This window comes from Vicinamibacterales bacterium, from assembly GCA_041659285.1.
Classification (GTDB): domain Bacteria; phylum Acidobacteriota; class Vicinamibacteria; order Vicinamibacterales; family UBA2999; genus 12-FULL-67-14b.
On the sequence record JBAZYO010000004.1, the window covers coordinates 97,750 to 121,038 of the forward strand.

Genomic DNA, 23,289 nt, shown 5'->3' on the forward strand with positions numbered 1-23,289 from the left:
CCCAACTGATGCTCGACGTCACCTCGAAGGCCCTGTTCCACGGCCTCGCGCAAGTTCCCACTCTGCAGCGGTTCGCCTCCAAGTACGGCATGGGCAGCAGCCACCGCGGCGGCTTCGCCCGCCGCTTCATTGCCGGCGAGACGATCGACGAAGCCATCGCGGCGGTGGCGGACCTGCCCGGCAAGGGCCTGCAGCTGACGCTCGACTACCTGGGCGAAAGCGTGGCGAGCGCCCAGGCCGCGGCGGCGGCCGCCGCCGACTACGCCGCGACCATCGAGAAGATCGTCGCCTCCGGCATCGAACGGAACATCTCGCTCAAGCTGACGCAACTGGGGCTCGACGTCGATCGCGCGACCGCGGTGGACAACATGCGGCGCATCCTCGAGACGGCCGACGCGCACGGGTTTTTCGTGCGCATCGACATGGAGAACTCGCCGTATACCGAGGCGACGCTGGGGATCCTCGAGACGCTGCGCCAGCAGGGCCACACCAACATCGGCACCGTGATCCAGACCTGCCTGAAGCGGTCGGAGGCCGACATTCGCCGCCTCAACGGCCTGGGTGTGCGGGTGCGGCTGGTGAAGGGCGCCTACAAGGAACCGAAGACGGTCGCCTACCAGAAGAAAAGCGAAGTGGACGCCGCGTTCGTGGACCTGATGCGGCTGTTGCTGGACGAAGGCACCTACCCCGCCTTCGCGACGCATGACCCGGTCATGATCGAGACGACCAAGGCGTATGCGACGAGCAAGGGCCACGCGAAGGACCGCTTCGAGTTCCAGATGCTCTACGGCATTCGCCGCGACCTGCAGTCGGCGCTGGTGGCCGAGGGCTACCGCGTGCGCGTCTACGTGCCCTTCGGCAAGCAGTGGTATCCGTACTTCATGCGGCGGCTCGGTGAGCGGCCGGCCAACGTGGCGTTCGTGCTGAAGGGGATCTTCAGCGACCGCGGCTAAGCCGCAGATTACGACCAGGCCGCAGATGACGCAGATTACGCAGAGAACTCAATTCAAGAATTGACGGTGCAGCCTACCTCGGGAAGTGCACTGGCGGACGATCATGGTACCCGTCGCCGTCCAGCGTGTGAAGGAATGCGACCAAGGCATCAACTTCCTGATGCGTGAGTCCGAGTGGCCTGATGCGACCTGACAACATCGGGTTGCGGACGCCGCCCCGGTTATAGAACTCGACCACCTCTCGGAGGGTGGCCAAGGAACCGTCGTGCATGTAGGGAGGGTGTCTTGAGACCTCTCGCAATCCCGGGGTCTTGAACGCACCGCGATCTTTCTGTTCATGACTGACCGCTGCCCGGCCTTCGTCAAGGAACGTCTGTGACTTCGCATCCCATCCGATACCAAGGTTGTGAAAGCGTCCGTCAGAAAAGTTAAAGCCGACGTGGCACATGCCGCAGCCGCCCTTGAAAGAGAAGATGTCGTAGCCGAGTTTTGCCTCCTCCGATGCGGCACGGGCATCGCGCGCGTAGCTCCATCGGTCGAACGGGGCGTTGCCGCTCTTGCGCGTGCGCACGTAATCGGCAATGGCCTCGGCCACGTGATTGGTCGTTAGCGCCTCCGATCCGAACACTTCGCGGAAGTATCGGCGATAGCCTGGGATCGCTGACAGCCTGGCTACCATCGCTCGATGGTCGAGGCCCATCTCCTGCGGGTCGGCGATAGGCATCAGCACCTGCTCTTCGAGATTCGTTGCGCGGCCGTCCCAGAAGAAGGCCGGACCGGGATCGTTCGGGGGTGGCGGCAACACCGTGCGGGCAGCCAAGTTGACGATACTGGGCCTCTTGCGGCGGCCCCGCTGGCCCCCAATTCCAGTTGGGACCGGAACTGGTTCCGAAAACGCGTAGTCCGGTCGATGACACGAGGCGCAGGACACGGTTTCGTCGTTGGAAAGCCGCTTGTCAAAAAAGAGCCAGCGACCGAGTCGAGCCCGCGCCGGCACGGGCTGCTGAGGAGCCTCTGCAAAGAACTCTTCCATGCCGAAAGGAGCCGGTGCGTTGGGGCGGATCGGATTGTCGGCGTTGAGCTGTGCCGGGGTCGGGCCCGACTCGCACGCTGCAAAGAGAGCACTGGTGACCAGAGCCGACACCAGAAGTATTCGAATGCTCCGTGTCTGTGTCCTCCGTGGCATATTCCCTTTTAGCGGCACCAGTCGCGGGCCAGGCTGACCAGCGCGTCGCGGCAGGTCAGCACCGACTGCAGGTCCACCCACTCGTCGATGCTGTGAAGTCCGGCGCCGGTCGGTCCGTAGAGGATCGCGGGGATGCCGGCTTCGCTCAGCACGGCGGCGTCGGTCCAGAAACTCATTCCAATCACGGGTGCCGGGGTGCTGAGGTGCTCAGGTGCTGAAGTGCGATGGGCTTCCTGCAAAGCGACGGGCAATGCGTGATCAGGCGCGATCTGGTGCGGTGGCCGTCCGAAGGTGACCTTCGCGCCGCCGCGGAATTCGGGATCTTCCTTGCGCAATCGATCGAGGATTGCTTCGACCTCGGTGCCCGCGATTCCGGGCGCTTCGCCAGGTACCGTGCGGCGCTCCATCTGCAAGTGACAGCGGTCGGGATAGCTGCTCAACTCGTGACCGCCGGCAATCACCGACGCGTGCAGCGAAGCCGTGCCCAGCAGCGCGTGCGGCGCGCGTGACTGCAGATCGCGATCGAGCGCGTCGAGGGCGCCCAGCACGCGGCCCATCAGGCGGATGGCGTCGCGGCCTTCGCGAGGCCGGCTGCCGTGTGCGGCGCGGCCTTCGGTTTCAATCTCCACCCACTCGAAGCCCTTGTGGGCCACGGCCACGGCGAGGTCGGTCGGCTCGGTCACCACGGCCCCGTCGGCGCGCCAGCGGGTAACCAGGGCATCGGCGCCGATGCTGGCGTGCTCCTCGTCCACGACGCACGCGATCACTAGACGGCCGGCCGCGAGTCCACCCGATTCGGCAATCACCCGCGCGGCGCCGATCATCGCCGCCACGCCGCTCTTCATGTCCTGCGAGCCGCGGCCGTAGATGCGGCCGTCGCGCTCGGCAGGCTCGAACGGCCGCGTCATGCCCGACACGCCCACGGTGTCGATGTGTCCGCAGTACATCAGCGATCGCCCCGGCGCCTTCCCTTCGAGCACACCGACGACGTTCGGGCGCCCGGGCGCGGCTTCCTGCACCTCAACGGCCAGCCCGATCGCCCGCAGCTCCTCGACGAGCGCGCGGGCAATCGCCGCCTCCCCGGCCGCCCCGGACACGAGCGACGGGTTGATCGAATCGATCGCAATCAACTGCTTCAGAAGTCGGAGGGTGTGGTCCATGGCTTGGGGCTTTGGGCTTGGGCTCGGGACTCGGGTTCTCAAGCCTCAAGTCCCAAGCCTCAAGCCATCACTTCTTCCCAGAATACTCGTCGTCCGTCGTCTTCGTGAGCCACTTGGTGGTGCCGCCAAACTGGATGTTGACCTGCACCAGCGCCTCGCCCGGCGTCGCGCCGTGCCAGTGCTCGATGTTCGGGCCGGTGTACTCACTGCCGCCGGTCGGGTATTCCTTGATCGCTTCGCCGCGGCGTCCCGTGCGCATGCGGCCCGACTCCGACAGGATCAACTGGCCCTTGTCGTGGCTGTGCCACGCCGTGCGCGCGCCCGGGTCGAAACGGCGGCGGCCCCCCGTGATGTCCTTGGCGTCCATGGGGGTGACGACACCGGTGAAGTTGGGATCAACGGCAGGCTGTTGAGCCGAGGCGATGGAAAGGGTGGTGAGACCCGCGGTCACGATGACCGCGGCGACGACGAGTCGGAGATGTCCGGCTGCCGCCTTCGCCGCAACGCGGCTACGGCGGGCCAAGGAAGCTGAACGCCACATCGGTTTGATCATGATGCCCTCCTACTTGATCGGCGAATAGTCGGTGGCGTCCATGTAGACCGACACGACCTTGGAGACGATGGGACCGTCAACCTGGGATTCGGCCGAGACCTTCTTCCATTCCGGATCCGCGGCGAAGTTGGCCCAGCTCTGCTTGGCGGCATCGCGGCTGGCGTGCGAAATGACGTAGATCAGCGTGTTGTCCGTGGCCGGCGCGTCCTGGGGAACCCAGTAGCCCACGTTCTTCATGCCGTGCTTCTCGAAGATGCGCAGGGTGTGGTCCCGGAAGCGCTTCTGGAGCAGGGGCAGCTTGCCGTCGGGCGCCGTGTAGGTGCGCAGTTCGAACACCTTGCCGCCGGCCTGCGCCTGGGCGGGGGTGGACGAGTAGAAGGCGCCAAATCCAAACCCGAGGGCGACGAGCGCGACGGCCGTTAAGAAACGCGACACGGTAGGTGCAGTCATGGTGGGTCCTCTCCCGCCGCCATTATAGGTGGCTGCCGTGGTCGCGCCGGCCTTGTCGCCTCACGTGTCGGCTCAGGGATGCGGCGTCACCACACGACCTCGACGCCGTACTTGCGAAAGGCGCGATCTCTCGTGATCAGCGGGCAGCGCTCGGCCAGCGATTGCGCCACCAGGAGGCGATCGAACGGGTCGCGATGGTGCCACGGCAGGCCCTCGACCCTGGCCGCATGGGCCCAGGACACGGACAGCATGCGATAGCCCTGGCCAATTTTCTCGGCGATATAGGCATCGACCGGGCCCGAGAGCTGCAGCCGACCCAGGCTCACCTTGATCGCCATCTCCCACACCGTGGCCGCGCTGATCAGTAATTCCGCGTCGCTGGCCTCGATGGCCTGGCGTGCCGCCTTGCTCAGCCGGCGGTCGCCCGCCTGGAACCAGAGCAGCGCGTGGGTGTCGAGGAGGAGCTTCACCGGTACGACTTCATGTCGTCGAGCGGCGCGTCGAAGTCGTCCGCCATCACGACGCGGCCGCGATCGGCGCCGAACGATGGGCGGCCAAGCCCGGTGGTGATTGGGCGCAGCTCGGCGATCGGCGTCCCGCGTTTGGTGATGCGATAGACGCGGCCGCGGCTGACATTGTCGAGCAGCTCCGACAGCCGGGTCTTGGCCTCGAAGGCGCCGATATCTTCGATGTCCATACCAACTAGTTTATCGTACTAGTTGACGTCGGCGTAGCCGGCCATCGGCTATTCTGTGCAGGTGAGCCTCGATCAGGACGCCCGCCGGGTCGCCCTCGCCATTCGTGACGCCGGCGGTCGCGCCTTGTGCGTGGGCGGGTTCGTCCGCGATCGGCTCCTGGATCACCCGTCCACCGACCTCGACCTGGAGGTCTTCGGCATCGCGCAGGACCGGCTGCCCGAGCTGCTCCGGACCCTTGGCCGCGTCGAACCGGTGGGCCAGGCCTTCCCGGTCTACAAGCTCGGCCACATCGACGTGGCGCTGCCCCGCCGCGAATCCAAGTCGGGCCGCGGCCATAAGGGCTTCGTGGTGGAAGGCGACCCCGCGATGCCGTTCGCCGAGGCCGCGCGCCGCCGCGACTTCACGATCAACGCCATCGCCTGGGATCCGCTGACCGATGAGTATCTCGACCCCTACGACGGCCGCGCCGATCTCGCCCGGCGGCTGCTGCGCGTGGTCGATCCGCTCACCTTCGGAGACGACTCGCTCCGCGTGCTGCGCGCTCTGCAGTTCGCGGCGCGGTTCGAGTTGACGCTCGACCCGGCGACGGCCGACATCTGCCGCGCCATTGCGCTGGACGACCTGCCCGCCGAGCGCATCTGGGGGGAGTTCGAGAAGCTGCTGCTGCAGGCACGGCGGCCGTCGATCGGGTTCGCGCTCGCGCGCGACCTCGGCGTGATCAGGCAGATCTTGCCGGAGATGGAGGCGCTCTACGAGTGCCCGCAGGACGCCGAGTGGCACCCCGAAGGCGAGGTGTGGACGCACACGTTGATGGTGATCGACAAGGCCCACGAGCTGAACGCCGGCCTCGACCGCGCGCGTCTCGCCACGGTGATGCTGGGCGCGGTGTGCCACGACCTCGGCAAGCCGCTGACCACGGCGATGATCGACGGGCGCGTGCGATCGCCGGGCCACGAGGCGGCCGGCGTGCCGCTGGCGACCGCCATTCTCGATCGCCTCAATGTCCACACGCTCGACAACTTCGACGTGCGCAAGCAGGTGCTGGGGCTGGTGGCCGAGCACCTGCGGCCGAGCGCCTTCCACAAACAGAAGGACACGGTGACCGACGGCGCCTTCCGCCGGCTCGCGCAGAAGGTGGACCTGGAGCTGCTGGTGTGTTTCGCCCGCGCGGATTGCCACGGCCGCACGGGCACGTTTGACTGCTCCGCGATGGATTGGTTCATCGAGCGCGCGCGGTCACTCGGCGTCGAACACAAGCCGCCGGCGCCGATCTTGCTCGGGCGTCACCTGATCGAACTCGGCGTCGCGCCGGGGCCGCGCATGGGGGAAATATTGCGCGCGGTGTACGAACTGCAGCTCGACGGCGCGGTCACCACGCTCGACGAGGCGCGCACGCGAGCCGGGCAATTGACAATTTAGCGATCGACCGATCGACTCACTGTTGCCGATTCTGCGATCTTGGCATTGGGTGAATCGATTGGGGGATTTGGGAATTGGTTGGTTGGAGGCCGATTACGGGCTTCTTCACCAGTTCCAACCACCGGGCACGCTCGATGCAGTATCCCCGGCCATGACACCTCAGGAACTCTGCGAACGAACCGATCGCATCGCCGGTGATCTCGGCCAAGGCCGGCCGCCAGTCGATGCTGGCGACCAACTTGATATAGCTATAATTTATGGCTATACTCGGCCTATGGACGTCAGCATCGCCGAAGCCAAGAATCGCCTGCCAGAACTCATCCGCGCGGTTGAGGCTGGTGGCGCCGTCGTCATTACGCGCCACGGCAAGCCCGTCGCCCAACTGACTGCCGCACCAGTGGAACGTCGGCAGGTCCGCCTGGGAGGCATGAAGAACCGTGTCCAACTGTTGCCCGGTTGGGATGCGCCGGTGGACCTGGACAGCTTCCTCGGTCGCGAGTGATGGCCCGCACGCGCGGTTACCTGCTCGACACCAACGCGGCGCTGATCGCCCTGACGAATCCTGCCAGGCTGTCGCGCCGGGTTCGCAAGGCCGTGCTCACGGGCCCCAACCACTTAAGCGTGGTCGTCTACTGGGAAGTGTTGCTGAAGACGATGAAGGGTGCCGTGGACGTCGGAGAGCCGCGGACGTGGTGGCTGGATGCGCTCGACCAGCTGGCCGCCACACCGCTCGTCCTGCGGCCTGAACATGTCTCCGAGGTGTCAACCTTGCCGCCGATCCACAAGGACCCGTTCGACCGGGTGCTGATCGCACAGTCGACGGTTGAGGATCTGACGCTGCTGACGACCGATGGAGAGATACCGCGGTACGCGTCCGACCGGTTCCGCGTGATGTCGTAATCGTGCATCAGCGGGTCGGCTGCGTAAGGCGACATTGATCGCCAATTCACGCAACAGTCAGTCGATTTGGCAATCGGTCAATCGACAATGCGATTGACGCGCTCGAGCAACCCTATCGGCGGCGAGCCGTGTTCGACCGCCTTCCATCCGACAATGCCCGCAGGTTCGCCGAAGATGACGAAGACCCGGCCATCACGCGGCCTGGCCGTGCGTTCGAGCGCGGCGACGACCTCTCGCCCCGCTGCGCCACCTGGCATGAGCGCCGCCGATGGCGCCACGAGGCGCCGCGCCCCCCGCGCCCGCAGCCGCCGCGCGTGCGCCTGGCAGGCCCAGTAGGTGCCCCTGCCACCGGTCAGGACCGCGGGCTTCAACGTCACGGCCTTGGCGGGTTCGTCGCCCAGTTCGACCACCCACAGGGCGCGTCGCAGCGTCGCCACGTCCGCGGGATCGTGAATCTCCTCGTGGCGCAACAACTCGGCCCAGGCACCATCAGGTGTGTCGGCGAAATAGTGCGCCGGGCCCTCGCCCTCCGCATGCCAGCGCGCGGCGGGCTGGGTCGAGTCGCTCCAGAGGAAGGGATAGCGGGGATCGGCCTGGCGGAAGCCGATCATGTGGTCCCCAATGCGACCAGGGCACGCGCCAGGTCACGGACCTCTTGCGGTGCGGGGTCGTCGGGATTCCAGTCTCCCGACAACAGCGCGGCCGGCGCGCGCCCATCGAGCGCGGTGCGCTTGCGTTCGAACCACCGCCGCACGCCCACCTCGTTATATGCCCCGGCCAGGTCGCCGACGATCAGGGCCACGTGGTGCAGGCGCGCCGCCACATCGTCTGGCGTGTCGCGTTCGCCGGAGGCGTAGCGCTTCAGGCTCGAGGCCGACACGTTCAGCAACGACGCCAGTTGCTCGACATCGATCACCCGTGACACGGCGGGCCACTCGAACCGAGGCGCCGGTGACGCCTCGAGGGCGGCAATCACGAGCCTCAACAGCGCACCCGCCTCCGCCACCGTTGGCAACTCGACGTTGTCGAAGTGGAGCGCAGGCAGGCGGGCAATGCCCGCGTCGCGTACCCGTTGCAGCAGACGGGCCACGTCGGGGGCTTCCAGCCTTGTGGCATCCAGCTCGGCCAGCCCCATCGCCTCCGCCCGCCGCCACGCTTCAAGGGCGAGCGCCCGCACCGGCTGGGCGTCCATCGGATCGGGTTTGGACTGAATACGGGACTGCACGATATCCCGAAAATACCCCGACAAGACCTGGCGAGTCAACTCTGCAGGCTACGGCGGGGTCAGACCCCGATGTACTTCGCGAATTTCTCGGGAGCCACGTTGCCGCCGGTGACGATCGCGACCACCTTGCCGGCCGGGTGACCGAGGCCGAGCGCGACCGCCGCTGTCGTGATGGCGCCGCTTGGTTCGGACGATGCGGGCGTTCTTGAACAGCCAACCCACCGCGGAGGCGATGTCGGCGTCGCTGACGGTGACGACTTCGTCGACGTACTTCTGGATGTGCGTGAACGTGATGTCGCCGGGCCGCAGGTTCATCAAGCCGTCGGCGATGCTGGCCGACGAAGGCAGCGTGACCGGGTGACCCGCCTCCAGCGACCGCGACACCTTTGGCGCGCCGGCCGGCTCCACGGCCACGATGCGGACCGACGGCTTCGACAGCTTGACGGCCGCGGCCACGCCCGACACCAGCCCGCCGCCCCCGGCGGGCACGAAGATGGTGCCGGCGTCAGGGCATTGCTCGAGAATCTCGAGCCCCGTCGTCCCCTGGCCGATGATGATCTGCTTGTGATCGAACGGCGGCACCATGGTGAGGCCGCGCTCGCGCGCTTCTTTCTCGGCCCGCGCCTGGCGATCCAGCGACGTCGTGCCTTCCATGATCACTTCGGCGCCGTAGCTCTTGCAGCCCTCGACCTTCACGGCGGGCGCCGTGGTCGGCATCACAATCACGGCCGGCGCGCCGAGCGTCCTCGCCGCCAGCGCCACGGCTTGCCCATGGTTGCCGGAGGAATACGTGATGACGCCGCGCCGCAACTGCTCCGGCGACAGCTGCGCGATCATGTTGAAGGCGCCGCGGATCTTGAAGGCGCCCATGGGCTGAAGGTTTTCAGCCTTCAGCCAGAGTGCCTGAGGTGCCTGGGGTGCCAAGGGTGCCAACGCTGGCCACGGCACCTCGAGCAGGGGCGTATAGACGGCGGCGGATTTGATGCGCTCACGGGCGGCGCGAATTTCGTCGAGCGTAACGAGAGGTTCCATGATTCTCCCAGGCGGAACTGAAGTTCCGCCCTTCTGGCACTACGAGCCTACATTGGCCCTTCTGGCACTACTTGCGGACGTGGGCGAACTGGTCGCCGTCGTTGTACTTCGGCATCTCCGCCTGCGCGGCAACGCGCCAGCCGAGCTGCGCCAGCGCCCGCAGGTCCTCGACGCCGCCGCTGAAATCCCACGACGGGTCGTACTGGTCGCTCGGCTGGTGGTAGTCCTTGCCGTTGTACTCCTCCTGCTTCTTGAGGAGCGCCGCCCCGTTCGGGCCGGTGAATTCCCTCGGCTCACTCAGCGACAGGGCCGGCACGCCCGCCTTCGCAAACGGGAAATGGTCGGAGCGGAAGAAGTAGCCGCGTTCGGGATGCGAATCGCCGCCGAGGGCGCGGCCGCGCTCCTTCAGGATCGCCTCCACCATGGGCCCGAGCGTGGACCGATCCGAGCCGAGCTGGATCATGTCCCTGGCCGGCCCGAGATAATTCACGCCGTCGACGTTGATGTTGGCGGCCACCGTGCCCATGGGCATCGGCGGGTTGGCGGCGAAGTAGCCGGAGCCGAGCAGACCGGACTCCTCCGCCGTGACGAAGACGAAGTAGATCGATCGCGCCGGCTTCTGCGACGTCTTGGTGAACGCCTTCGCAATCTCGAGCAGCCCGGCGCAGCCTGAGGCGTTGTCGTAGGCGCCGTTGTAGATGCGATCCGCGTCCGGCGCATCGGCCGGCAACGGCGCGCGGGTGCCGAAGTGATCCCAGTGGGCGGTGTAGACCACCGACTGCGCGGGGTTGGTCCCCTTCAACACGCCGATCACGTTCGGCGCGGTCTTGCGCGACGACCGCTGCATCAAGGTGGCGGCTGCTTTGGTGTTGAGCGTCATCGCCTTGAAGCCGCGCTTGCTGGCCGTCACGCGCATGGCGTCGAGGTCACGCCCGCCACGGCGCGCCAGGTCCTTGGCCGCGGCGTTGGTGATCCAGCCCTTGATGCCCAGCGCCGGCGCTCCCGGCTGGGGCGGCAGCGAGTACTGCGTCCCGCTCCAGGACGACTGCACCACCTGCCAGGGATAGGTCGCCGATTCGTCGGTGTGGATGAGCAGCGCGCCGGCGGCGCCCTGGCGCGCGGCCTCCTCGAACTTGTAGGTCCAGCGGCCGTAGTAGGTCAGCGCGGGGCCGCCGAACAGCGTGGGCTCATCGGCGGGCGCGGGCGGATCGTTGACCATGATCATCACCCACTTGTTCTTCACGTTGACGCCGGCGTAGTCGTTCCAGTTGAGCTCCGGCGCGTTGATGCCGTAGCCCACGAACACGACCTCGCCCTGCACCTGCACGCGCGGCTTCTCGACGCCCGAGAACGCCACCACGTCGGTGTAATAGCGATAGGTGTTCCCCGGAACGCTGAGCACGAAGTTGCGCTCGACGACCGACTCGACGATCGGCACCTGCTGGAAGAAGGTGCCGTCGGCGGCGCCCGGCTCGAGACCGAGCGCGGCCATCTGCGTGGCCAGGTATTCCGTGGCCTTCGCGCCGCCGGGCGTGGCCGGGGCGCGGCCGCCGAACTCGTCTGACGCCAGCGTCTTGATGTGCGCAGTCAGCGAGTCAACGGTGATTTCGTTTTCGGCCGGGGTCGGAGGGGGTGGAGGCGGCGCCGGCTGAGTGCAGCCGGCGGCCAGGACCAGAAGGGCGGCGAACGTCAGGGATCGCATGCCCCTCAGTTTATTCCTTATTGGTTAATCGTTCTTCTCGCGCTGCGCGTTGCGGAACTCCTCGACCAGCCGGGCCACGCTGTTGGCCACGCCGGGCAGGCTCGGCGCCCATCCCAGGGCGCGGGCCTTCGGGCTGCGGACCTTCTGATCCAGGGCCAGCGCGTCGGCGTAGGTGCCGAACTTCTTGCGCGCCTCGGCCATCGGCATGTAGCGGATGTCGGGGCGCTGCGGCACCTGGCCGGCAATCGCCTCGACGATGTCGCTGACCCGCTCGTCGGCCTCGTCGTTCGCGTGGAAGATGCCGGTGGCCGTCGGCGACTCGAGGATGCGCACGAAGAGGTCGCCCAGATCGTGGTCGTAGACGCACGGCCACCGGTTCTTGCCCGGGCCGACCACGCGAATGATCCCGTTCAACGCGTCCTTGATCAGGTCCGATACAATCCCGCGGCCGCCGCCATACACGATGCCGGGCCGGATCACGACCGGCCGCAGGCCGGACGCGGCGGCGGCCAGCACGAGCTCTTCATGGGCCGGACGCCACGCCACGTGCGGGGGCGGGTCGAGCGGCGCGTCTTCGTCCGCCGCCCGCGCGGTACGGCCCAGCACCCAGATTCCGGACGTGTAGAGGAACGCCCTCGGCTTGCCGTCGGTGGCCAGCGCGTCACGCTGCGCCGTCAGCATGGTCTCGATCGCCTGCCGGTCGAGCTGCACGCCGCGCGGCGAATATTCGTACGCGGTGTGCACCACCGCGTCCGCGGCCTTGAGCAGCGGCACGTACATTTTCGGCAGCCCCAGCTCGGCGATCACTGGCGTGGCGCCTTTGGCGCGCAGTCGTTCGGCTTTTTCCGGATCGCGCGCGATCGCGGTGACCTGGTGCCCCCCCTTTAACATCGCGTCGAGTACAGCCGACCCGATGTATCCGGTGGCGCCCGTCAAGAATATCTGCATCAACTCCCCGAAATGGACAGAGGGGTATTGTAGTCGACCGGGATAACAGACGTTAGAATTCGACATTCTCGCGTGATCACGCTCATCGACGTCTTCCGCTCACTCGAGACCCACCGCGGGGAATTCCTCGTCTACGACGATGGCTACCGGGTGCGGCGGCATTCGTACGCGGAGGTGACCGCCGCCTCGCGCGGATTTGCCGCGCGCTTGTCAAATCACGGCATCGGCAAAGGCGACAAGGTCCTGATCTGGGGGGAGAACCGTCCCGAGTGGATCGTGGCGTACTGGGGCATCCAGTTGATCGGCGCCATCGCCGTGCCGATCGACTACCGGTCGTCACCGGAATTCGCCGCGCGCATCCGCGACATCGTCAATGCACGCCTGGTCCTCGCTGGTGATGACGTGGAGCCGGGGCCGATGTTGGCATGGCGGCTCGCCGGCATCGACTGGAGTGCCGACGGCCCCATGCCCGCCGTGACGATCGACCGCGACGACGTCGCGCAAATCGTGTTCACCTCGGGCGCGACCGCCGAGCCGAAGGGCGTGCTCGTTCGCCACCGCAATATCCTGGCGAACACCAATCCAGTGGCGAGGGAAATCGATAAGTACAAGAGGTACGCGTGGCCGTTCCTGCCGCTTCGCTTCCTGAACCTGCTGCCCCTCAGCCACATGTTCGGGCAATCGATGGCCACCTTCATCCCGCCGCTCATCGACGGCACCGTCGGGTTCATGCGCAGCTACAACCCGCACGACATCGCGCGCCGCGTGAAGGACTGGCGCATTTCGGTGATCGTCTGCGTGCCCAAGATCCTCGAGGTGCTGCAGGACCACGCCATCCGCCTGGACCCGGCGGCCGCCAGTCCCCCGGGCGGGCTGTCGATCCCCGCGCGGTGGTGGCGCTACCGGCGCATCCACGGCACGTTCGGCCTGAAGTTCTGGGGGTTCATCGTCGGCGCCGCCCCGCTCTCCCCCGTGCTCGAGGACTACTGGAAGCGCCTCGGGTTCGTCGTCATCCAGGGATACGGCCTCACGGAAACCGCGCCGATCGTCACGTTGAACAACCCCTTCAGGACCAATACCGGCTCGGTCGGGACACCGATTGCCGGCGTCGAAGTGAAGATCGCCGCCGACGGGGAGATCCTGGTGCGGGGCGAAAATGTCACGACCGGCTACTACCAACCGGGAGCCGGCGATCGAACGCAGGACGCCGAGGGGTGGCTGCACACGGGGGATATCGGGGAGCTCGACGCCCAAGGACGCCTGTTCATCCGCGGGCGCAAGAAGGAGATGATCGTCACGCCCGAAGGGCTCAACGTCTTTCCCGATGACGTGGAGCGCGGATTGAACGAAGTGCCTGGCGTCGTCGAATCCGCCGTGGTCGGAACCAGGACCGCAGATGGCACAGATTACTCAGAACGGGTCCACGCCGTCCTTGTTCTCTCTCCCGGAATCGATGCTGAAACCGTCGTTCAACTGTCAAACGCCAAACTGGCCGATCACCAGCGCATCCGCAGCTTCTCGGTGTGGACCGATGGCCAGCTGCCGCGGACCGAGGGCACGAAGAAGCTCAAGCGCGCGGCGATCAGGCAGTGGGTGCAGAGCGGGGCGAAGCCGGCGGCGGCGACGACGGATGATCCGCTGAAGGCGCTGCTGTCGAAGTTCGCCGGCGCGCGAACGATGAGCGGCGACACCTCGATCGAAGGCCTGGGCCTGAGCTCGCTCGAACGCGTCGAGTTGATGGTGGCGCTCGAGGATCAATTCCAGACGCGCATCGACGAGACCCTGTTTGCCGGCGCGAAAACCCTGGACGACCTGCGGGCCGTGGTGAAGGCCGCACCGGAGCAGGCCGAGGTTCCCGAGCCCGTGGACTTCCCGTCGTGGAACCGGACCTGGCCCGTGCGGTGGATCCGGCGCGTCTGCCAGTTCACGTGGCTGCTGCCGCTGACCCGCGCCTTCGCGTGGGCGCGCGTGGAGGGCCTGGAACATCTCGAGGGCATCCATGGGCCGGTCGTCTTCGCGGCGAATCACCAGAGCCACATGGACGTACCGGTGATCCTGTCGGTGCTGCCCGGCGCGTGGCGCGCGCGCATTGCGCCGGCCATGGCGAAGGAGTTTTTCAAGGCGCACTTCTTCCCGGCGGAGCACACGTGGCGGCAGGTGCTGACCAACCGGGCGAACTACTACCTGGCGGCGTTCTTCTTCAATACGTTCCCGCTGCCGCAGCGTGAGGCGGGCGCGCGGCAGACGCTGCGCTACATCGGCGAGGTGACCGGCGACGGGTATTCGGTGCTGATCTTCCCCGAGGGCGCCCGCACCGAGTCAGGCGAGATCAAGGCGTTTCGGGGCGGCATCGGCATGATTGGGGCGCGGCTGGATCTGCCGGTGGTGCCGGTGCGCCTCGACGGCGTGGACCGGGTGCTCCACACAAGCTGGAAAATGGCCAGGCCGGGCCGGGTTTCGGTGACCTTCGGAAAGCCCTTGCGGCTGGCCGGAGACGACTACGCGGCCCTGGCGCGGCAGGTGGAGCAGGCGGTACGCGATTTGCCTATCAAGGGCGGCGCGTGACACAATCCGTGGGTTGGGACTGTTCCCGACCGCGGAGCCGATTACTGGACCTGAATGAGCAAAGACGATCTGATTGACATGCAAGGCACGGTGGTCGCCGTGCACAGCGGCGGTCTTTACCGCGTGCAGGTGGACGCCGGCCACGAAGTGCTGGCGCAGCTGAGTGGTCGGATGCGGCGTTTCCGTATCAAGGTGGTTCCTGGCGACCGCGTGACGGTTGGCATCTCCCCTTACGACCCGCAACGCGGCATCATCACCTTCCGCGCCCGCTAGGGCGCAAGTTCGAGAAGACTTGAGTCCAAATTCCGCTTCACCTCGTAGGCCCGGCCGGCGCCGGTCCGGTGGTGGTGGAGGCCGTGGCGGACGCCGCGGCTCATCCAGCACCCCAAGCTTCCGCCCGGCCGCTCCGCTGCCCGACCTGCCCTGGATCATCGTTGACGCCGACGCCGCCCCGGTGCCGTACGACTCGCTGGGTTTCGACCCGCGCCTGGAGGCCGGCTTCAGGACGCTGGGCTTCGATGGCACGCGGCCGGTGCAGGGCGCGGTGATTCCGCTCGCGCTCGACGGCCACGACGTGATTGCCTGCGCCGAGACCGGCACCGGCAAGACGCTGGCGTTCGCGGCGCCGATCCTCGAACTGCTGCTCACCGAACAGCCCGGCTACGGCGACCCCGCGCGCGAGGCATTCACGCGCGCGCTGATCCTCGCGCCAACGCGCGAGCTCGCCGTGCAGATTGAAGATTCGCTGGTCGGCCTGACGTATCACACGCCGGTGACCACGGCGCCGGTGTTCGGCGGCGTCGAGATGGGGCCGCAGGAACGCGCGCTGCAAGCCGGCGTCGACATCATCGTCGCCACGCCCGGCCGGCTGATGGATCACATGCGGCACAGCACGACGGACCTGGTCCGCGTGCAGTTCCTCGTGCTGGACGAGGCCGACCGCATGATGGACATGGGCTTCTGGCCCGACGTCCAGAAGATTATGTCGGCGCTGCCTCCGGATCGGCAGACGCTGCTGTTCTCCGCCACGCTGCCGGGTGAAATCCAGCGGATGGCGACCGAGATGCTGCGCTCGCCGAAGTACGTGCAGGTGGGCAAGCAGGGCGGGGCGGCGCGGACCATCGATCACCAGATGGTGCAGGTCGAGAGCGGCGCCAAGATCGACTGGCTCGCCAACTTCGCCAAGCGCGACGCCGACGGCCCGGTGCTGGTGTTCGTGCGCACCAAGATTGGCGCCGACCGCGTGGCCCGGCACCTGGTGGCGAAGAGCATTCGCGCGGCGGCGCTGCACGCGGACCGCTCGCAGCAGGAACGGTTGTCGGCGGTCGAAGGCTTCCGCTCGGGCAAGCACCCCGTGCTGGTGGCCACCGACATCGCCGCGCGCGGCCTCGACATCGAGGGCATCGCCCACGTCATCAATTTCGAAGTGCCGGATTCGCCCGACACCTACGTCCATCGCGTGGGCCGCACGGGCCGTTCGGGCGCCTCCGGACACGCGGTGACGCTGGTATCGCCGAACGAGCAGCGCAATTGGAGCGCTGTGGAGGCTGCCATTGGAATCCGGGCCCGATAAATCGCCCGCCGTCCTGCGGTTCCTGTCGTGCCGGTGGCGCAAGCCCGCCGAAGATGGGGTTCCGGATCACTGCACGCATCGCGACGTGCTGCCGATGGCCGGCAAGGAAGGCTTCAGCGCCGACTCGTGGTGCGCCGACTGCGCGCTCTACAAGGCGAAGCGCACGCCGCGGAAGCGTGAAGAGCCAGAGGCGCCGTCGCAACAGCAAGACGACTGGCGCTACCGCTACTAGCGCGCGACCCTAGTCCGAAAATTCCTTCGCCAGCTCCACCCACTCACCCTGGGGCGCCAGCCGCTCGTAGGCGCGCCAGTGCGCGCGCGCGTCAATTGACCGGCCCATCTTCTCCAGCGTCACCGCCAAATAGAAGTGCGCGTCGGCATAGGCGTTGTTGAGGGCGAGCGCCTCCCGGTACGACGTTTCGGCTTCGCCGTAGCGCGCGTGGTCGTGATGGATGTTGCCGAGGTTGAAGTGCGCCTCGAAATACGACGGGTCGAGCACGATGGCCCGCTCGTAGAGCGCCTGCGCTTCGGCGAGCTCGTCGCGCGAGTAGCGGATGTTGGCCAGGTTGATGAGCGCCGCCACCAGGTCGGGATCCTCTTCGAGCGCGCGGCGATAGGCCTTGACCGCTTCCTCCACCCGCTCCGGCGTCCCATCGTCCAACAAGGAGCCCATGAGGAAATACTGTTCGGCGGAGGATAGCTCTCTCACGCCACTGGTGCCTAGGGTGCCTAAGGTGCCTGGGGTGCCTAAGGGGTTGGTGCCAGGGGTGCCAGTGCCGGTGTGGGATTTGAGATCGATGATTCTTGCCGGCTGCGCGTCGAGGCGGAAGTCGAACGCCAACTGGCCGAGGCGCGACGCCTGGAGATTGCGCAGCGCCGCGCGGAAGGTGGCGCCCTGCTGCAGCTCGCCGGCCAACTGGCGCAGGGTGGTCAGGTCGCTGAAGCCGAAGAACGTGTCGGCGTTGTTCTTGAACGCCGGCTTGATCAGGCCGCACTTCTCCAGGTAGCGCAGGTGGTCGAGGCGCAGCGCCGGGTACATGGCCAGGATGTCTTTCTGGCCGTAGTTCTGGGTGCGGCGCTCGGCGACGGCCGGCTGGCCCGACAGGCGGCAGAACTCGTCTTCGCCGAGCACGCGAATGCGGCCAGGTGTTTCGGCGTTGATCTGCGCCACTCGGCGCAGCTTCTGGTTCTGGGTGCTGGTGTCGTCGAGCAGCACGGTCAGGTCGGGCGCGCCATCGGGATGGCTCGCCGCGCCGACGACCAACAAAGTCGTGCGCACCGTCACATCTTCATCGTTGGAGCCGCCGAGCGCTTCGACGAGGCCGCGCGCTTCTTTCCGGCCGAATGACCAGAGCTTGCCGGTAAAGACAACGGTCTCGCCGCGAAGCGGTGGTTCGTTCGGCGGATCGAATGGCAGTTCAGGCATCGATCGGCTTCACCATGAAACAGATTGGGTTGGAAGTCAAACGAAGATCACAGTCCGCGCTCACGATCGCAGCGCCGCCGCGAGGGCTTCGGCCGACTCGAAGCGCGCCGCCGGCGCGCCGTCGATGGCCCGCATGATCGCGTCGCTGACCGCCGCGGGGATGTCCGCGCACAGAGTTGCCGGCGGCGCGGGTTTCGCCTGCAGCATCTGGCCCAAGAGTTCAGGAACCGAGGCGGCGCGAAATGGCTGGCGGCCGGTAACCATTTCGTAGGCGAGTACACCAATTGTGAACACGTCGCCGCGCACGTTGGGCGCGCCTCCCATCAACACTTCCGGCGCCACGTAGGGCAGCTCGTGTTCGCTGGCCTCCTGGCCGCGCAGCTCCTGCTCACGCATGGTCGCAAGCACGTCCTGGACCGAGCGAATGCCGGCGGAAGAGACGACGATCTGTTCAGGCCACCCTTCCCCTGCGGCGGACTTGTCCGCCGTAGCGGGGTTCGCGGCGCCTGAAGTGCCGCCGTCGGCCACGCGAAGGCGGATCATGTCCGGGTTGACGCCGGCAATGAAGCCGCCACGGCGGTGCAGGGCCGACATGGCGTCGAGCGCCTGCGCGAGCAGCGCCGACGCGCGCGGCCACGGGAACGGCCCGCTTTCCGCGAGGGCTTGCCGCAAGCTGGGGCCATCGACGAAGTCGGTGACCAGGAACACGTTCTGGTCGTCTTCGCCGAAATCGCGGACCTGCAGCAGGCCCGGGTGCGGCACCTGGAGGGTGCGCGCCTCGAGCAGGAACCGGGCGCGGACGGCGTCCCAGTGCGGTTGCTCGTCGCGCCTCAGGATGCGGATGGCGACGGGTACGCCAAGGGCCCGGTGGGTGCCGCGATAAATCAGGCTGCCCAACCGGCCGCGGCCCACCAACCCACCCAGTTCGTAGCGGGCGAGCAACCCGGCACCCTCGGCAGGCTCCACGGGCCCGGCGTCGCCGGCGGCCTCCTGCAGGGCACCCACGAAATCAGTCACGCTCGCCCACCGGTCGGCGGGGTTCTTGTCGAGCGCGCGCATCACCGCCCGATCGATCGTCTCGGAGAGGCCGACGCGGTGCACCGCCGGGCTCACCGGCCGGACCGTCAGCATCTGGTTGATCAGGGTCACGCGGTTGCCGGCGTCGAACGGCCGGGCGCCGGTCAGCATCTCGTAGGCGATCACCCCGAGCGCGTAGATGTCGGTGGCCGCCGTCACCGCATCGCCGCGGACCTGTTCGGGCGCCGCGTAGGCGAGGGTGCCCAGGAACATCGCCGGATCGGTCAGCCGCGTTTCGTCGCTGGCCGCCTTCATTGCCGCCAGCCCGAAGTCGATCACCTTGTAGACGCGCTCACCCGACTCGTAGCGGTGCACGACGATGTTGGCGGGTTTGAGGTCGCGGTGGGTGATGCCGCGATCGTGCGCCAGTTGGAGGGCGGCGGCGACCGGTTCGAGAATGGCGGCGACGCGAGCCGGCGCCATCGGCGCTTCCAACTCGATCTCTTCCCGCAGGCTGGGGCCGCTCAGCAGCTCCATCACCATGTAGGGCTGGTTGGACGCGTCGAAGTCGAAGTCGAGGATGCCGACGATGTTCGGGTGGCGCAGCTGGGCGCAGGCGCGGCTCTCGCGCAGAAAGCGCTCGCGCAGCTCTGGCGGCGCGGCGTGCGACGCCTGCATCACCTTGATGGCCACCTCGTCGCCCAGCCTGAGGCGGCGGGCACGGTAAACCTGGCCCATGCCCCCGGAGCCCAACACGTCGATGATTTCGTAGCGGTCGTCGATCCGCGTACCCGGCGCCAGCACGCGAACAGCTTATACGTGAACGAGTTGCGATTCAGCCTGATCCAGCAGGTGCTCGAACCACAGGTTCGAGATCTTCTCCTGGACGCTGTTCTGGCGCAGCCGCGCCCGCAGGTTGTCGAAGTCAACGCGGTCGAGTTCCTGGTCCTGGTTGTAGCAGGAGAAGATGAACTCCTCGCGGCCGGTCTCGGGATCGACGTGGCGCTGCAGGCACTGCGCGCACACTTCCTTCATCATGCACTGCATCGGCGAGTTGATGCTGCCGATGCCGACGTGCTTCGGGTCGAGGTACGGCTGCAGCGCGCCATGGCGCGCCAGGCGCACGGCGTTCATCATGCGGTCCGATCCGATCGCGATGATGCGGGTCACGTCCTTCAGCGGCACCACCGTCGCGCCCAGCTGGCCCTCGGCGTAGGCAACCATCGCCTGCACGATGTTGCCGCGGCAGTGGACGTCCTGCGGGCGATGCGGCTCGATGGCGTTGCCGACGTCGGTGGCCCAGATCACCTGGTCGGTGGCGGCTTCGATGTCTTCGCGCTTGAAGAGGTCGGCGCCGTTCTTGTAGCCGGCGAAGTAGATCACGCGGTTGCCCTGGGCCTTGAGGGCCTTGGCAATCGAGAACAGCACGGCGTTGCCGAGGCCGCCGCCCGCCAGCAGCACCGCGGAGCCCTCGGGAATTTCCGTGGGTGTGCCCGTGGGCCCCATCACCACCACCGGTTCGCCCGGCTTGAGGTAGGCGCAGAGCCGGCTCGACACGCCCATCTCCAGCGTGATGAGGGAGAGCAGCCCCTTCTCGCGATCGACCCACGCCCCGGTGAGCGCAATGCCCTCCATCAGCATCGACGACACGTGATGATCGAGCCGCACGTGGGGGCTCAACCGCTCGAAGTTCTGCAGACGATAGAACTGGCCCGGATGGAAGTGGCGGGCCGCCAGCGGCGCGCGGACGATCACTTCGATGATGGTCGGCGTGAGACGGACGACGCGTTCGACGCGGGCCAGCAGCTGATCGTCGAGCCGCGACACCAGGGACTGCCAGGCGCCTTCGCGCGACGGCTGGCCGGCCGGGTTGAGCGCGGCGATCTCATCCTCAAAGAGCGCCACCACGTGGCGGTAGCCGTCCTTGGCCGAGGCCATGGCCTTCACCACGTTGCCGTTGTAACGCGGGTGGTTGTCGCCGTAGTAGCTGACGAATTTGCCGTTGGTGTCGTGCGACGTGAAGAAGCCGTTCGCGTCTGGCTCGAGGCGGAATTTCGCAGGAACGGCGGAACTGGCGGAACTAAAGTTCCGCCCTTCTGGCACCGTTTCCGGGTTCCGCCCTTCTGGCACCGCCCGAAAGCCCTTGAAGAACTTCCGCTTGCCGTCGAGCTCGAATGACCCCGGGTGTTCCTTCTCGTAGGTGATGTTCGGCACGGTGCCGGCGGCAACCAGCACGGTGCGCGCGGGCAGTTCGACGGTGGCACCGTCCGCCCGGGTGAAGATCATGCCCTTGACGTGTCCGAACTCGTCCGGCACGGCTTCGATCGGGTTCACGTTCTCGGTGACCGAGATGCCCTCCTCGAGGGCCTTGGCCACTTCCTCGTGGTTCAAGCGATAGGCCGGGGCGTCCTGCAGGCGCTTGCGGTAGGCCAGCGTGACGCCGCCCCAGCCGCGGATCATCTCGATGAAGTTCGGCAGTTCGTCCGCGGCGGCGGCGCGGGCGCGCTCGACGCGCACCGCGCGGCCGTGGCCGAGGAACTCATCCAGGATGCCCTGCTCTTCGTGATCGAGCATCCCGCGCACGCGCGCCTCGCCCAGGTCGCGCACCAGGGCTTCGTAGCGATCCAGCGTCTTCTCGACCTGGATGGGGTAATAGGCCATCAGCTCGGTGGCGGTGTCGACGCCGGTCAGGCCGCCGCCGATCACGACCGCGGGGAGCCGCGCCTGCAGGTTCGACAGCGTGTCGCGCTTGAACGCGCCGGTCAGCTGCAGCGCCATCAGGAAGTCGCTGGCCTTGCGGATGCCGCGGATCAGATTGTTCTTGATGTCGATGATGGTCGGGCGACCGGCGCCGGCCGCGATCGCGACGTGGTCGATGCCCATGCCCCACGCTTCGTCGATGGGCAGGGCGCCGCCAAAGCGGACGCCGCCGTAGATCTTGAGCTTGTTGCGCCGCGCCAGCGTCAGGTGGATGAGCGTGAGGAAGTTCTTGTCCCAACGCACCGTGATGCCGTACTCGGACACGCCGCCAAAACCTTCGAGCACGCGCTCGTCGAGCGGGCGATAGATCTCGCTCCAGCTCTGGATCGGCCGCGGACCGACAGCGGGTAGGGCACCCCTTTCAGGGGTGCCGACCACGTCCTCCGGCAGCGGCTCGATTTTGAGGCCGTCGATGGCGACCACGCCGAAGCCTTCGTTCAGCAGGTAGTGCGAGAGCGTGTAGCCGGCGGGCCCGAGGCCGACCACCAGCACGTTGCGGCCGTTGTACGGCAACGCGTACGGCCGCTTCGGGTTCAAGGGGTTCCAGCGCGTGAGCAGGCCGTAGATCTCGACGCCCCACGGCAGCTTCAACACGTCGGTGAGCAAGCCGGTTTCGACCTGCGGAATGTTGACCGGTTCCTGCTTCTGGTAGATGCAGGCCTTCATGCAGTCGTTGCAGATGCGGTGGCCGGTGCCCGGGACCATCGGGTTGTCCACGGTGACGATCGCCAGCGCGCCGATGGCGTCGCCGCGCTTGCGCAGCGTGTGCATCTCCGAGATCTTCTCGTCGAGCGGGCAGCCCGGCATCGGAATGCCCAGTGGGTTGGCCGAGACCGTGCCTTCCTTGTCGCGAATGCCCTTGGAGCAGGTGTCCTTGTCGCGCTCGTGGCACAGCACGCAGTAGTGAATCTCGCTGAGGGTCTCGCGCGGCGTGAAGCGCGGGTCGGTCAGCTCGAAGCCCTGGCGGCGGCGCAGCTTGTCCTCGGGGCCGAAGATCTGTTCCGGCATCGCCGCCACCGGGCGCCGGATCTGGACCAGGTGGTCGTAGTCGAGATTCTCGGGGAATCGGAAGGCGACCCAGCCGCGGTAGCGCGGGTCGTGCAGGTGCGCGGCGCACCAGCGCTTGAGGGCGTCGATCTCGGCGGTGACCGCCGCCTTGTCGGCATCCGAGCCGCCGGCGCGAAGAGCCTCGTCGCGATCGAGGAGCGCGCAGCCAAGCTGCGCCAGCGCCATCTCATCGTCAATCCGGCTAAAGCCGGATGCCACATCACCGGTGGCGTCCGGCTTTAGCCGGACCAATGCCGAGTCCACAAACGCGTGGTCCGCAGCCGTCGCGGTGACGTGCGCGCCGCCCTTGAGGAGCGGCAGCGCCCGGCGGCGCACGAAGTCGATCTTGAAGCGGAACAGGACGTCGTAGGCGCGGGTGGCGGCGACCATGGCATCCGCCTCGGCGCCCACCCCGAACAGCCGCGTGATGAAGCGGCTGACGTGCGGCGCCATGGCCACCACGAGGTTGCCGCGGGCGACGGCGCCGAGCGCTTCAGGGACGGACCGGTACTGCTCCCACTGTGCCCACAGCTCCGGTTCCGACGCCTGGACGTGGCCGACGAACCGGTCGTGGAGGTCGCGCAATCGCGCCGGCTGGTGCAGGTCGGCGAAGGTGAATCCGGGAATTCCGAGGGCTGTTTCAGGAGCGGTGCTGGCTGACATTTCCAACTCTCA

The 23,289-nt window shown here is 67.2% G+C and carries 22 protein-coding genes; 8 read left to right on the top strand and 14 right to left on the bottom strand.

Going from position 1 to position 23,289, the window contains the following annotated elements:
• Positions 1-8 precede the first annotated feature (8 nt).
• Complete coding sequence (locus tag WC815_07525; protein MFA5908609.1) at positions 9-953, top strand: proline dehydrogenase family protein; 945 nt, start codon at positions 9-11, stop codon at positions 951-953.
• Between the two features lie 73 nt (positions 954-1,026).
• On the opposite strand, the gene WC815_07530 is transcribed toward WC815_07525, so the two are convergent.
• The 6 genes from WC815_07530 to WC815_07555 all read right to left on the bottom strand — a co-directional run bounded on the left by WC815_07530 (position 1,027) and on the right by WC815_07555 (position 4,999).
• Positions 1,027-2,097, bottom strand: coding sequence for a cytochrome c peroxidase (locus tag WC815_07530; protein MFA5908610.1), 1,071 nt, complete (start codon positions 2,095-2,097; stop codon positions 1,027-1,029).
• Between the two features lie 50 nt (positions 2,098-2,147).
• On the bottom strand, positions 2,148-3,299 hold the full coding sequence (locus WC815_07535) for a M20/M25/M40 family metallo-hydrolase (protein ID MFA5908611.1): 1,152 nt from the start codon (positions 3,297-3,299) through the stop codon (positions 2,148-2,150).
• A gap of 67 nt (positions 3,300-3,366) precedes the next feature.
• Positions 3,367-3,852, bottom strand: a complete 486-nt coding sequence (locus WC815_07540; GenBank protein ID MFA5908612.1) for a hypothetical protein — start codon at positions 3,850-3,852, stop codon at positions 3,367-3,369.
• Positions 3,853-3,861: 9 nt separating this feature from the next.
• Complete coding sequence (locus WC815_07545) at positions 3,862-4,302, bottom strand: NIPSNAP family protein (protein MFA5908613.1); 441 nt, start codon at positions 4,300-4,302, stop codon at positions 3,862-3,864.
• An 86-nt stretch (positions 4,303-4,388) separates the two neighbouring features.
• Positions 4,389-4,772 (bottom strand): type II toxin-antitoxin system VapC family toxin, encoded by a 384-nt coding sequence (locus WC815_07550; protein MFA5908614.1) that lies wholly within the window; start codon positions 4,770-4,772, stop codon positions 4,389-4,391.
• Positions 4,769-4,999, bottom strand: a complete 231-nt coding sequence (locus tag WC815_07555; protein ID MFA5908615.1) for a type II toxin-antitoxin system prevent-host-death family antitoxin — start codon at positions 4,997-4,999, stop codon at positions 4,769-4,771. Before WC815_07555 ends, WC815_07550 begins: the two co-directional genes overlap by 4 nt.
• 61 nt (positions 5,000-5,060) lie before the next feature.
• Between WC815_07555 and WC815_07560 the strand changes: the two genes are divergently transcribed.
• From WC815_07560 to WC815_07570, 3 genes are all read left to right on the top strand, one after another.
• The gene (locus WC815_07560) at positions 5,061-6,419 is read left to right on the top strand and encodes an HD domain-containing protein (GenBank protein ID MFA5908616.1); all 1,359 of its coding nucleotides are present in this window, start codon (positions 5,061-5,063) and stop codon (positions 6,417-6,419) included.
• Positions 6,420-6,693: 274 nt separating this feature from the next.
• Entirely contained in the window at positions 6,694-6,921 is a 228-nt protein-coding gene (locus WC815_07565) for a type II toxin-antitoxin system prevent-host-death family antitoxin (GenBank protein ID MFA5908617.1), read from the top strand.
• Entirely contained in the window at positions 6,921-7,319 is a 399-nt protein-coding gene (locus WC815_07570) for a type II toxin-antitoxin system VapC family toxin (GenBank protein ID MFA5908618.1), read from the top strand. Before WC815_07565 ends, WC815_07570 begins: the two co-directional genes overlap by 1 nt.
• 77 nt (positions 7,320-7,396) lie before the next feature.
• Here the strand turns inward: WC815_07570 and WC815_07575 are convergent, their stop codons facing one another.
• The 5 genes from WC815_07575 to WC815_07595 form a co-directional block, all read right to left on the bottom strand.
• Positions 7,397-7,930: an RES domain-containing protein gene (locus WC815_07575; protein MFA5908619.1), complete on the bottom strand. Its 534-nt coding sequence runs from the start codon at positions 7,928-7,930 to the stop codon at positions 7,397-7,399.
• Positions 7,927-8,544, bottom strand: a complete 618-nt coding sequence (locus WC815_07580) for a hypothetical protein (protein ID MFA5908620.1) — start codon at positions 8,542-8,544, stop codon at positions 7,927-7,929. Before WC815_07580 ends, WC815_07575 begins: the two co-directional genes overlap by 4 nt.
• Positions 8,545-8,592: 48 nt before the next feature.
• A complete protein-coding gene (locus WC815_07585) occupies positions 8,593-9,576 on the bottom strand; it encodes a threonine/serine dehydratase (protein MFA5908621.1) in 984 nt (327 codons plus the stop codon).
• 67 nt (positions 9,577-9,643) lie between these two features.
• Positions 9,644-11,278, bottom strand: a complete 1,635-nt coding sequence (locus WC815_07590) for a M20/M25/M40 family metallo-hydrolase (GenBank protein ID MFA5908622.1) — start codon at positions 11,276-11,278, stop codon at positions 9,644-9,646.
• A 24-nt stretch (positions 11,279-11,302) separates the two neighbouring features.
• A complete protein-coding gene (locus tag WC815_07595) occupies positions 11,303-12,226 on the bottom strand; it encodes an NAD-dependent epimerase/dehydratase family protein (protein ID MFA5908623.1) in 924 nt (307 codons plus the stop codon).
• Between the two features lie 72 nt (positions 12,227-12,298).
• On the opposite strand from WC815_07595, the gene WC815_07600 reads away from it, so the two are divergent.
• The 4 genes from WC815_07600 (at position 12,299) to WC815_07615 (ending at position 16,596) form a co-directional block, all read left to right on the top strand.
• The gene (locus WC815_07600; protein MFA5908624.1) at positions 12,299-14,791 is read left to right on the top strand and encodes an AMP-binding protein; all 2,493 of its coding nucleotides are present in this window, start codon (positions 12,299-12,301) and stop codon (positions 14,789-14,791) included.
• 54 nt (positions 14,792-14,845) lie between these two features.
• Positions 14,846-15,064: a translation initiation factor IF-1 gene (infA, locus tag WC815_07605; GenBank protein ID MFA5908625.1), complete on the top strand. Its 219-nt coding sequence runs from the start codon at positions 14,846-14,848 to the stop codon at positions 15,062-15,064.
• A 181-nt stretch (positions 15,065-15,245) separates the two neighbouring features.
• Complete coding sequence (locus WC815_07610) at positions 15,246-16,364, top strand: DEAD/DEAH box helicase (protein ID MFA5908626.1); 1,119 nt, start codon at positions 15,246-15,248, stop codon at positions 16,362-16,364.
• Positions 16,345-16,596, top strand: coding sequence for a hypothetical protein (locus WC815_07615; GenBank protein MFA5908627.1), 252 nt, complete (start codon positions 16,345-16,347; stop codon positions 16,594-16,596). The genes WC815_07610 and WC815_07615 overlap by 20 nt, the downstream gene beginning before the upstream one ends.
• Positions 16,597-16,605: 9 nt before the next feature.
• On the opposite strand, the gene WC815_07620 is transcribed toward WC815_07615, so the two are convergent.
• The 3 genes from WC815_07620 to WC815_07630 are packed head-to-tail and all read right to left on the bottom strand — an operon-like array spanning position 16,606 to position 23,277.
• Positions 16,606-17,790, bottom strand: coding sequence for a tetratricopeptide repeat protein (locus WC815_07620; GenBank protein MFA5908628.1), 1,185 nt, complete (start codon positions 17,788-17,790; stop codon positions 16,606-16,608).
• Positions 17,791-17,850: 60 nt separating this feature from the next.
• Positions 17,851-19,611, bottom strand: a complete 1,761-nt coding sequence (locus WC815_07625; GenBank protein MFA5908629.1) for a serine/threonine-protein kinase — start codon at positions 19,609-19,611, stop codon at positions 17,851-17,853.
• A gap of 9 nt (positions 19,612-19,620) precedes the next feature.
• The gene (locus WC815_07630) at positions 19,621-23,277 is read right to left on the bottom strand and encodes an FAD-dependent oxidoreductase (GenBank protein ID MFA5908630.1); all 3,657 of its coding nucleotides are present in this window, start codon (positions 23,275-23,277) and stop codon (positions 19,621-19,623) included.
• Positions 23,278-23,289 lie beyond the last annotated feature (12 nt).

Coding starts and splice junctions, on each gene's coding strand:
- WC815_07525 (MFA5908609.1), top strand. CDS start 9: ATGCTCGACGTCACCTCGAAGGCCCTGTTCCACGGCCTCGCGCAAGTT.
- WC815_07535 (MFA5908611.1), bottom strand. CDS start 3,299: ATGGACCACACCCTCCGACTTCTGAAGCAGTTGATTGCGATCGATTCG.
- WC815_07540 (MFA5908612.1), bottom strand. CDS start 3,852: ATGATCAAACCGATGTGGCGTTCAGCTTCCTTGGCCCGCCGTAGCCGC.
- WC815_07545 (MFA5908613.1), bottom strand. CDS start 4,302: ATGACTGCACCTACCGTGTCGCGTTTCTTAACGGCCGTCGCGCTCGTC.
- WC815_07555 (MFA5908615.1), bottom strand. CDS start 4,999: ATGGACATCGAAGATATCGGCGCCTTCGAGGCCAAGACCCGGCTGTCG.
- WC815_07565 (MFA5908617.1), top strand. CDS start 6,694: ATGGACGTCAGCATCGCCGAAGCCAAGAATCGCCTGCCAGAACTCATC.
- WC815_07570 (MFA5908618.1), top strand. CDS start 6,921: ATGGCCCGCACGCGCGGTTACCTGCTCGACACCAACGCGGCGCTGATC.
- WC815_07575 (MFA5908619.1), bottom strand. CDS start 7,930: ATGATCGGCTTCCGCCAGGCCGATCCCCGCTATCCCTTCCTCTGGAGC.
- WC815_07585 (MFA5908621.1), bottom strand. CDS start 9,576: ATGGAACCTCTCGTTACGCTCGACGAAATTCGCGCCGCCCGTGAGCGC.
- WC815_07590 (MFA5908622.1), bottom strand. CDS start 11,278: ATGCGATCCCTGACGTTCGCCGCCCTTCTGGTCCTGGCCGCCGGCTGC.
- WC815_07595 (MFA5908623.1), bottom strand. CDS start 12,226: ATGCAGATATTCTTGACGGGCGCCACCGGATACATCGGGTCGGCTGTA.
- infA (MFA5908625.1), top strand. CDS start 14,846: ATGAGCAAAGACGATCTGATTGACATGCAAGGCACGGTGGTCGCCGTG.
- WC815_07620 (MFA5908628.1), bottom strand. CDS start 17,790: ATGCCTGAACTGCCATTCGATCCGCCGAACGAACCACCGCTTCGCGGC.
- WC815_07630 (MFA5908630.1), bottom strand. CDS start 23,277: ATGTCAGCCAGCACCGCTCCTGAAACAGCCCTCGGAATTCCCGGATTC.